Consider the following 10241-nt stretch of genomic DNA (forward strand, 5'->3'; position numbering starts at 1 on the left):
CGTCGAGGCGGTTCCTGGACCTCATGCGCCAGCGCCGGCATGTACACAGCCGCGTCGGTGCTCGACACTGGACGCTGTGCAGCGCGCCTGAACCATCGTCTCACGACAGCAGATTAGGAACTGGGCGAACGTATCCTCCAACTCCACGCGGGAGAGCTTCCACCTCAAATCACGCTTTGGATCGAGAGACCGACAGACTCCGCGCGCAAAACCGATCAAGCGCCGCCTTTTTTCTCCCACCATTGACCGATTCACGACCTATCTTGCGGGCTTCGAGCAGTGGCAAGAGAGAATGGGCGAGCGCAGAGTCGTCTTCGATGATGGCCCTGGCGGTGGCGTCGAAGGCACCCCTGGAGAGCCGCATCGGCAGCTTCACACCGAAAATTTTCCAAAGGCCGCGGATCTCGGTTCTTCAGGTCGATGCAGTTGCGCTGCATGGCCTTGCGGCTGGTCAGCAGCGCCCGTGTGTGGTGGCTCTCGATGCTCTCCACGTGAAGCCGGCTGTACCAGCCCGAACGGAGCAACTGGGCAATCTCGCGGGCATCGTGCTCGTCCGTCTTGTTGCGCATCGCCGAAAGCGCCGCACTCACCTGTCGCGCCTCCATGCAGACGATAACATAGCCTGCCTCTTGGAGACCATACGTCAAATGCTGCGTCAGTGTGCCGGCCTCGAAGCAGACCTGGTGGATTGTTTCACCGAACGCATGAAGACATCGAACCACATCGGGAATTTCGGAAGCCACCGATCGCTCGAACCAAGCTCCAGGTTCTGAACGAGGCGGGCAAGGACATGTTCTTGCGCATGAACTGGCTGCAGAAGCCGTTCGACAAATGTGAAGGCGCGCCAAGCGATGCTTCACCTGGTCGACCAGGAAGCGTTCCTGCGACTCATGGCCCCGATCCAAAATGCGGCCACAACGTTACTTCGATATTTGGAAACAGTACTCCTTATTCGAATGACGAAAACACGGAGTGGTACAAGAAGGGGGGCGACCCGGAAAGGGCCAAGCAACTCTTCCAGGAGGCCGGATATGCCGGCGAGAAGGTCTTCATTCTCCAGCCCACGAGCTGTGCGTCGGCCAGCGACCCCGCGCAGCCTCTGGCGGCTGCGCTGCGGAAAATTGGGTCAATGCCGAGCTTGCGCCGAGCGACTGGGGCGGAGTTGTCGCGCGCCGGCCGAACAAGGGCCCCGTTGAGGACGGCGGCTGGCGCGTATTCATCACGGATTCGGCTGATTATTACTTCAGCAATCCGATCGCCACAGCCTTCCTAGCCGCGGATGGCGAGAAGGGCTGGTACGGCTGGCCCAAAAGCGACGAATACGAGGCTCTTCGGGCCAAATGGGCAGATGTCGCAATGCTCGAACAGCGCAAGGCGCTGGCCCGCAAGATGCAAAGAATATGGTGGGACTTCGTCGGCGACATTAGGCTGGGTCAAAGTATGTCCCGCAAGACGCTGACGGGCTCATCGAGATGCCGCAGCTTACCGCGATGTGGAACATGCAGAAGGCCTGAGCAATGGCTGCCTAACTCCTGCGCAGGATGGTGTCGACCATCGCCGTCATGGCGATGGTCCGGGACCTTCGTCTTCCAGCTTCTCAGGCGGGCGCCCGGCGACCCGGCGGCATCATCGCCGACGACACGACCAAACCCGAGATGAGGGGCGGCAGCCGGCGAACAGCTGGGGCTCAACGAGCCGCTGCCAGTTCAGCTCGTACGTTGGGCTCTCAGCATCCTTGGCGGCGAGTTCTGGACCTCAGTCGGCCTTTGATGCCGATCGCGGAATGGTAGCCCAGCAGGCTGTTGAAAAGCTCGGGTTGAAATGTTGATCGCGAAAGGAATCCCAGTCGCTGAGCCTGCCAGATACTCAGTGCTTTACCGGCGATCAGCAGCCGCCCCGAGTAGAACGCCTGCAGCAACATTGCCCGCAGCAGTTTCTCGGGCGAGATCGATGGCCGCCCGATCGGAGAACACAGCGCCGAGTAATCACGCTCCAGCGCGATCAGCGCAGACGCCCTCCGCCACACCACCGGCCAAAATCCTCAATACCGTCACTGTGATGAGCGCGCCAACCACTTTCGCCGAGGCCGGATCTAGTCGGAATAAAATCGTCCCGCTCCAGAAGAATACTTTAACGCGATTGACCTGCCTAACGCCTTGGCTGAGACGGGGATCTGGGCTCGATCTGGCTTCCGTCGGTAGGCCCCAAGTGCGTCTCAGAAGCTGACTACTAGATTTCACACTGCACCGCTTTTTGTGATCGACATTTCAACAGCCCACGAAGTTTGGCGCAAATCCCTATCGTCATGCCGTATTGTTATGGAGAGCGTTAGACGAAGAATTCTGATCTTGGTTGAATGAAGTGAGGAATTGAAGTTCCATCGTTATCCCTCTCAAAAAGGGATTCAATTGCCTCGTTGTCCTTTCCCGCCAATACGCGACACGACTGGAGAAGGACATCGAAACGGCTTGGCGGAATTGGCCTAAAAAGGGGCTGGTACAACGTGAGAAGCGTTGACACTTTCCGGGATGTGCAGAGCGAGGCAGCCGGGTGGCGTCGCTACCTGCACCAGAATCCCGAGCTCGACTGTCAGTTACACAACACAGCAACGTTCGTAACCGAGAAACTGGCTTCATTCGGCATTAATCATATCGAAACGGGGATAGCTGAGACCGGTATCGTTGTCGGCGCGAGCGCGCCCTCAGGCCGGTCACCCATTACCTAACAGCAACCGGAAAGAAGAGGCCCATATGTCCAGAAATCCCATCTTCCGCGTCCGCGCCAAGGGCGACGCCTTCTCCATCGGCTTCGCGCTCGGTCGGGCCAGCGCCTCCGGCCTCCGCGAGCGTGCCCTGGGCACCGAGGAATATCGGGCGTTGGACGCCCGCTGGCGCGGCTCGGACTATCTGAAGACTCTGGAATCCGCGGCCCGCACGGCCTATCCCCGCTTCGTGCGCGAGATCGAGGGGATCGCCGCGGGCGCCGAGCAGGATTTCGAAACGGTCTTCCTCTGGAACTGCCGGGGCGACCTACGGCTTCCCGAGGACGTCTCCCCGGAGACGAAAGCCGTCGCCGCCACGGGCTGCACCTCGCTTCTGATTCCGGCGGAAGGCGACGGCCCGGCAGCAATCGCCCATAACGAGGACGGCGCGGCGGAGCTTCTCGGCGCCTGTCTCTGGGTCGAGGCCGAGTCCGACGAGGGCCCGGCCTGGAGCAGCTTCACGTATCCCGGCATGCTGCCGGGGCACACATTCGGCCTGAACGAGGCCGGGCTCGTCCAGACTATCAACAACATCAGAGCCCATGATCTTCAGCTTGGCGTCCCGCGGCAGATTATCTGCCGCGCGATCCTCGACGCGAGAGGGCTGGACGAAGCGGTCGAAATCCTGAAGCGCAAGGACCGCGCCAGCGGCTTCCATCACAATCTCGGCGAGGCGAAGACGCGCCGGCTCGCCTCTGTCGAGGCGCCGGCCTCAGGCTGCGCCGTTCGGGAGGTCGCCGCCTCACCCCGAGCCCACGCCAACCACCTGCTCTTCCGAGAATTCGACGGGTTGGAGCAGACGATCACCCTCTCTTCCCGCGATCGACAGGAGGCGGCGGACAGGATGATCGCGGAAGGCGCGCTCGCGGGCGGCGCGGAGGCGGTGCTCTTCGACGAGACCACCCCTATCTATCGCGACAAGGACCGGCGGGACGATTACGCCCAGACCATCGCCACCAGCGTCTTCTCGCTTTTCCCTGACCGAGTCGAATGGCGCGTGCACGCCGCGCCGGACGAGTGCGACTCGCTAAGCGGAACGATGCGCGTTGTCTAGTCTGCCGCCGCGCGGGGTCTCGAAAGCGCGCTCTTCCTCAAGCTTGCTGGCTGCGACTTCATCCGCCAGCATCACAATCTCCTCTTGATCGGCCCGACGGATGCAACGTCATAATGCCCACCTGGGGATGGCATTGAAACTCAAGGATTTGTTGATCCGGATCTGGTGTTGGCGGACGTTGGCGGCTTGCATTGGCGCGATCGCCGATTGCTTGTTTCTCGAGATCTTCGCGCCGAATGATCCACGGGGCTCTCTTGCAGGATTGTTTGCCGCCAGGATGCCGCTTCGGATGCGCAACACGTCATCGGGCTGAGATTGAGGCTATCAGCTGCCTCGTTCAAGGTCACTTCCCCGCGCGCGGCCCTTTCCCCTTGCTGGTAAACGGCGATGCTGTGCTTGCTGCGGAAGCTGCAGACGCGCGATTGCGTCCATCCGTTGAGGCAGCCTGTATTTTTGCCCAGGCGGTTGAGCAGCGAAGCGATGGCCTTGTCGGGCATCAGCCTAGCGAGGTCGCGGATCAGCGCCTCCGTCTCGGGTTCAACGACCCAGCGATGCCGGCCCGCCCGGGTTTTCTTCACGGCAAGCACCGTGTGGTCGCCGCCCTGCCGGTGCAGCATCAGGTGGATCTGCTCGTTTTTGCACCCGCACCATGCGTATTTCAGGCGATTGTGAGCACGGATTTCACCGCATCGTGAGCACGGATTTCACGGGATCATGAGCAACGTTTTCAGGCGATCGTGAGCACCTTTTCGGGGTGCTGGACGCTTCGGCCGACAACTCAGCCAGTCTACAGGCTTGCTCGTTCAAAACGAGGAAGCCTGATGCCAACCCAAAGATTGTCGATGGGCCGGATCAGAGAAGTTTTACGTCTAAGAGCCTGACCTAAAAAGATTTGAGTAATATCAGTGGGTTGTGATTCCGTCGGATTTGCGAAGATTCGATGGAGAGCACGATGCCTTGGACCGATATCACCCGCGACGACTATGCCCGTGAGGCGGTGCGGTATGCAAGCGACCTGAGCGATGCGGAATGGGGCGGCGATTGTTCCGCTGATGCCCGATCCGAAGCCTGTCGGCCGCCGCGCAAGGCGGACTTGCGTGAGGTTGTGAATGCGATCCTCCACATGGCCTCGATGGGCCAGTGGCGCATGCTGCCGAAGGATTTCCCGCCGTTTACGACGGTGCAGAACTATTTCTACGCCTGGCGCGACGGCGGGCTCCTGCGCACGATCAGCGACAGTCTCGTCATGGCGGCGCGGGAACGGGAAGGCCGCGAAGCCAATCCGAGCGCCGGCATTATCGACAGCCAGTCGGTGAAGACGACGGAAAGCGGCGGAATTAGAGGCTTTGACGCGGGCAAGAAGGTGAACGGCCGCAAGCGCCACATCCTCAGCGACACGACCGGACTGATGGTTAGTCTCGTCGTCCACAGCGCTGCGATACAGGATCGCGATGGCGCTCCCGAGGTTCTGAAGACCATCCTGAAGCGCTGGCCGTGGCTGCGTCATGTCTTCGCCGACGGCGGCCATGCGGGACCGAAGCTGAAGGGCGCTCTCCAGAGGGTCGGAAGCTTCGTGCTCGAGATCGTCAAACGGCCCGACGGCGCCGAGGGCTTCGAAATCCTTCCACGCCGCTGGGTGGTTGAACGAAGCTTGGCTGGGCCGCTGCCGGCGCCTAGTCAGGGATTTCGAGCGCACGATCGCCTCCGCCGAAGCCTGGATCCTCGTCGCCCACATCCGCCTGCTCATGAGGCGCATCGCAAGAGCATGAAATCAATGCGGTCTTTTTGATTCAGGCACTAAGATATGTCCGAGCACGCCATCGCGCACACGCTCCGGTGAGCAATGGCGTCGTGCATGGTTATCTGCGGCGCGCCCGTCTTGCCGGGCTGAGCTGGCCGCCGCCTGAAGGGATGGATGACGAAGGCCTTGAGCTGCTGCTCTTCCCGGCGCCGAAGGCGGCGTCGCAAAGCCCCAGCCGGCCGGTGCCCGATTGGGGCTATGTGGAGAAGGAGTTGCGCCGGCGCGGCGTAACGCGGGTGCTGCTGTGGGAAGAGCGCCGCCAATCCAGACGCCTTCGCTATCGGCGGCGATACCATCGAGATCTTCGATCCCGTCCGGCGAAGCGCACGCCATGAAGCTGGTCGTCGCAACGATGGGTGCCTCGGGCGCGTTCAACTCCTAATCCTCGACGACTGGGGCCTGTCGGTCCTCAACGCCGCCGACCGCCGCGATCTACTGGAAATCCTCGATGATTGCCATGGCCGCGCTTTCACAATCGTCACCAGCCAAATCCCCGTGCAGCACTGGCACGACGTCATCGGCGACCCAAACATCAAATGCTGCCGCCATTCTCGACGGGGTGATGTCTCATTTAACGGTCATCGACCCGCGCCACGACCTTGCGCGTAAGCGTCTGGAGCTCGTGTCGTCCCGTTCTGCGCGCGGTCGGGCTTTCGTCGTTGTTCGCCTACCTGACGGACGCCGCTCAATTCGGCGCTCGGTGACCGACCTTGCAGGCGTCACCGGAAGAACAAGGCGCGTCGGGGCTGCCGTTTCCGAAATACCTGGTGTGGGCGACATTGAAGATGTGATTGACCAAGCTCGAGAAGCTGTGTCCGGCGGTCGTCGCGGCTAGGACATAAGAGTCGCGCATATCGAGTGACGGCATGGAGTTGGTCTCCAGGACAAAGGGCTGGCCGGAGCGATCGATCCGGAAGTCGACCCGGGCATAGTCCCGGCAGTGGCAGGCACGGAAGGTCGCAACCGAAATATCCTGCAGCTCCCTCGCAAGCCTACTCCCGATTTGCGCCGGGCAGATCTTCTGCGGCGCCGCGACCGCCATATGCACCTTGTCTTCCCAAGTCATAAGACGCGTTTCGCGGTCCCCGAAGTCCTGCTCCACCAGAGGCAACACCTCGAGCTCTCCGTTTCCAAGCAGCGCAACGGAGATTTCCCGCCCCTCGATGTATTCTTCCACGAGCGCATCCTGCGAATATTGCGTGACGATCACTTCCACGGCCTGCCTCAACCGAGCGGGCTCATGCACGAGCTGCAATCCGCGGCTGGTGGATTCGTTACGCGGCTTCACCACCACCGGGAATCGCAGGTCGCCGGTACTCTCGGTGCCGCGACCCATCACGCGAAAGTTCGGCGTCTGCACGCTGCGATCGCGGATGAGCCGCTTGGTGATGACCTTGTCATGCGCCAGCCCGTGCCCGAGCGGGCTCGATCCGGTGTATGGAATACCGGCCATCTCGAGCATGGCCGGAACGTGGGTGTAACGGCACTCGCCCTGAATTCCGTATCCCATGTTGAAGACCATTCCTGAAGGGCGGGCTTGCGGCTCGGGTGGCATGAACCGCTCAAGCGTAGTGAGCAGTCCTTTATCGCCTTCACACACTAGCGTCTCGTGGCCGCCCTCTTGCAATGCCGCCACCACCCTTTCGACTGTCCCGTGGTCGTCGTCCTGCCCACAAGACTGACCGAACCTGTTGATCACGCCCGTATGATCATGGTTCCACACGATGGCTACCCGCATGAGCTACTCCTTGGATGTTTGCTCGCTGTCACGTTCATTTGCTCGGATTTGGTTGCTCGATGGGAACAGCTCGTCTGGACCCCGCGAGCCCACCGGTACGGCCGGCCAACCGGCGAGCGGGTTTGCTCCTGCAGCAGGCGGAAATCGCAATATCTCTTGATATGCAGCCGGCCTTCACCACACAGGTCCGGGAAACGCAGGAAGAGGTCCAACGCACCTCGCAAGCTCGTCAAAGTCACGACATCAGAGCCGCCAACACCGTCGTGAGGGCGCCAGACCGCTTCGCGGCCTCCATCTCGCTCGAGCAGGTTTGCGAAACTTTCGCCGGCCAACACAGGGCGAGGACCGGAAAGAACGCATTCTGACGAAGCCAGGCAATATTCCACCATTTCCGGGCTAAGCACGCCGTATTCCTGCGCGAGCGGTCCAGCGTCGCGGGAGTAGATGGAATCGTGCAGGCGCGATGCCTGCGCCGCTGCTCTCCGGTTTTGATCGTGCCGAGCGAAGCAACCGCGGGCGCATGGATGTCCATCGATGGACTGCGTTCGTCCGTCGGCAAAACGGACTAGCAATACGGTTTGACCGCCCAGCTCCGACGCACTGGGCTCGCACACGCAAAGTGTCCAGGCCGCGGCCACCGCCGCGTCAATTGCATTCCCGCCGGCGCGCAGGATTTCCAGCCCGGCTCCAGTAGCGGGCGGGAAAGCCGTCACCACCGCCTCATCGTGCCGCATGGAAGCGGCGAGGCTTTTGGCCTCCATTCGCTCTGGGTCGCGAATCAGCATTGCGCGCCTTTTCGATCTCATCCTTCGGGCAAATCGTCCAACCAGCAGGCGCCCTCAAGGTGCGGCCGGGAAAAGATCCTTCCGATTTTTTCTGGGATCTTGTTTTGATGATATCGCATATACACGCGACCATCGGCTCCGAGGTCAAGGATCTCGATCTTTCCTGTGTAATGGGACATGATGTATTTGAATGTCTTTTGGATGCCGCTGAGACGTTGGTTGATGCCGTGCGCAATCTCTAGGCCGCGGCGCAGTGAAACCTGAAAATGGGATGCGCCTTTCACCGGCCTGGCCTGAAACAGATAATAAGGGCGGATACCCATTTGGTGACACTTGGCGAACGTCGCCGCCAAGATCTCGGGATCATCGTTGACTTTCGCGAGAAGCACGGACTGATTGAGGAACTGTACGCCCCGTGCGCGCAAGGAGCGAATGTTGCGCTTTGCGTCGACCGAGATTTCACCGATGTGGTCGAAATGTGTGACGATCACTGCGGCTTTACCCGCTTCATGGACACGTTGGAACAAAGCCGGCAAAGCGGGATCCTCGAACCGCTTAGGCTGATAGGCGACCATTTTTGTGCCGAATCGAATTGAATCTAAGTGTGGGATCGGCAGCAGATGATCGAGAATTTTGTCGAGCTTGGCCGTGCTGAGCACGAACGGGTCTCCCCCGGATAGCAGCACGTTCGTCATCTCAGGATGGCTGCCAATATATTGCTCAATCTGGGCGAAGTCAGGTGCCGTTTCATCGGAGTCCTTGCCGACAATGCGTTTGCGAAAACAAAAACGGCAATATGAAGCGCAACGGTCCGTTACCAGCAACAACCCGGTCTGGGCGTACTTGTGCTGAAGTCCGGGCACGACGGTATTGTCGTGCTCGCCGCTCGTATCCAGATTGCCGAGACTCTCGAACTCCTCGAATGAGGGCTCCACAATGTACTTAAGCTGGTCGTAGTAACCACTGTTGGTGATCTGTTCACGATAGAATTTTGTGACATAATAACGCGTGATACTGTTGGCTTGTAGCTCACCCTCGGTAACGACGCGCGTCCCCTCGATGAAATTCATGACCGCAGTGTGGGGCTGGCCCGAGTTGATGCGCGATGATTGAGGCGAGCAAACGCCAGCCGTCGCGGAGATCGCCAGCGCGTTCGGATCGCGATAGCTCAGGCCTTGGTCCTCGTAGACGACCGCGATCGCCTCCGGATACCGCTCCACCCGCGCCTCAAATAGCTCGTGAATGCATCTGTCCTGCGGATAGGCCGCTTTTGTCGAGTTGGACACCAGAAGACGATGACGTTCCTCCGCCATCAGGAGTGGCGCCGACCAGGCCCGCTGCCCGGGGTCAGCCGCCATCTGGCTCAGCGCCTGCTGCAAATACCCCACAAACCGCTCGACCGTGCTCCGCTCAAATAGCGACGTCGCGTAGATCAGCCTCCCACGAATCGCATCGCCGACCTCAGCAAGGTCAAGCGCAAGATCATGTTGCGCGACACGGTCGCCAATGCCGACGTGCTCAAGTTCGAGCCCCGGCAGCTCCGCCGGCTCCGCGCTATTGTTTTGCCATGCAAGTATGACCTGGAAGATCGGAGTGTGTGCTATGGGTGAGTTGACGAGTTTCATCACGTGCTCGAATGGCAGGTCCTGGTTCGCCTGCGCCCCAAGCGCAGCGACATTCACTCGCACCAGCAATGTTGTCAGCGTCGGATCGTCCGACAGATCGATCCGTAGCGGGAGGGTGTTGATGAAGATGCCGATCAGCCCCGCGATCTCGGAGCGCGTGCGATTGGTGCTCGGCGTGCCGATGACCAGCTCGTCCTGACCCGACAACCGCGCCAACACGAGTGCCCAGCCCGCCAGCACAGTCACGAACAGCGTCGTCCCATGACGCCGGCTCAGCGCCTTGAGCTGCGTGGTCAGCGGCTCATGCAACACGAACTCGACGCAGCTGCCGCTGTAATCCTGCTGTGCCGGACGCGGCCGGTCCGTCGGTAGCTTCAGCAGCGTTGGCGCGCCCGCCAGCATCTGGAGCCAGTACTCCGACTGACGCTCCAACACCTCGCCCGCCAGCCAACGGCGCTGCCAAAGGGCGTAGTCCGC

At 60.8% G+C, this 10241-nt stretch carries 6 protein-coding genes and 4 pseudogenes; 4 read left to right on the forward strand and 6 right to left on the reverse strand.

Features of this window, described 5'->3' with window-relative positions; translation table 11 throughout:
- Positions 1 to 251 precede the first annotated feature (251 nt).
- Complete coding sequence (locus NKJ72_RS30395) at positions 252 to 860, reverse strand: IS110 family transposase (protein ID WP_352480725.1); 609 nt, start codon at positions 858 to 860, stop codon at positions 252 to 254.
- Positions 861 to 1891: 1031 nt separating this feature from the next.
- A pseudogene (locus tag NKJ72_RS31100) lies at positions 1892 to 2008 on the reverse strand (transposase); the annotation flags it as partial.
- 742 nt (positions 2009 to 2750) lie between these two features.
- On the opposite strand from NKJ72_RS31100, the gene NKJ72_RS30405 reads away from it, so the two are divergent.
- The gene (locus tag NKJ72_RS30405; RefSeq protein ID WP_352480720.1) at positions 2751 to 3815 is read left to right on the forward strand and encodes a C45 family autoproteolytic acyltransferase/hydrolase; all 1065 of its coding nucleotides are present in this window, start codon (positions 2751 to 2753) and stop codon (positions 3813 to 3815) included.
- Positions 3816 to 3955: 140 nt separating this feature from the next.
- Here NKJ72_RS30405 and NKJ72_RS30410 read toward each other — a convergent pair whose 3' ends face one another.
- Positions 3956 to 4432: a DNA-binding protein gene (locus NKJ72_RS30410; RefSeq protein ID WP_352480721.1), complete on the reverse strand. Its 477-nt coding sequence runs from the start codon at positions 4430 to 4432 to the stop codon at positions 3956 to 3958.
- A gap of 335 nt (positions 4433 to 4767) precedes the next feature.
- Here NKJ72_RS30410 and NKJ72_RS30415 point away from each other — a divergent pair.
- The 3 pseudogenes from NKJ72_RS30415 to NKJ72_RS30425 all read left to right on the forward strand — a co-directional run.
- Positions 4768 to 5584: pseudogene (locus NKJ72_RS30415) on the forward strand (IS5 family transposase).
- A gap of 67 nt (positions 5585 to 5651) precedes the next feature.
- Positions 5652 to 5876: pseudogene (locus tag NKJ72_RS30420) on the forward strand (IS21 family transposase); the annotation flags it as partial.
- Positions 5877 to 5976: 100 nt separating this feature from the next.
- Positions 5977 to 6150, forward strand: a pseudogene (locus NKJ72_RS30425) (ATP-binding protein); the annotation flags it as partial.
- Between the two features lie 151 nt (positions 6151 to 6301).
- Here the strand turns inward: NKJ72_RS30425 and NKJ72_RS30430 are convergent.
- The 3 genes from NKJ72_RS30430 to NKJ72_RS30440 form a co-directional block, all read right to left on the reverse strand.
- Positions 6302 to 7354, reverse strand: a complete 1053-nt coding sequence (locus tag NKJ72_RS30430) for a D-alanine--D-alanine ligase family protein (protein ID WP_352480722.1) — start codon at positions 7352 to 7354, stop codon at positions 6302 to 6304.
- Positions 7345 to 8139 (reverse strand): gamma-glutamyltransferase, encoded by a 795-nt coding sequence (locus tag NKJ72_RS30435; RefSeq protein ID WP_352480723.1) that lies wholly within the window; start codon positions 8137 to 8139, stop codon positions 7345 to 7347. The genes NKJ72_RS30430 and NKJ72_RS30435 overlap by 10 nt, the downstream gene beginning before the upstream one ends.
- Positions 8140 to 8156: 17 nt before the next feature.
- Positions 8157 to 10241, reverse strand: a 2085-nt coding sequence (locus NKJ72_RS30440) for a condensation domain-containing protein (RefSeq protein WP_352480724.1), incomplete at its 5' end; no start/stop codon positions are given.

It is taken from the genome of Mesorhizobium sp. M0045, assembly GCF_040323385.1.
In the GTDB taxonomy this organism is placed as follows: domain Bacteria; phylum Pseudomonadota; class Alphaproteobacteria; order Rhizobiales; family Rhizobiaceae; genus Mesorhizobium.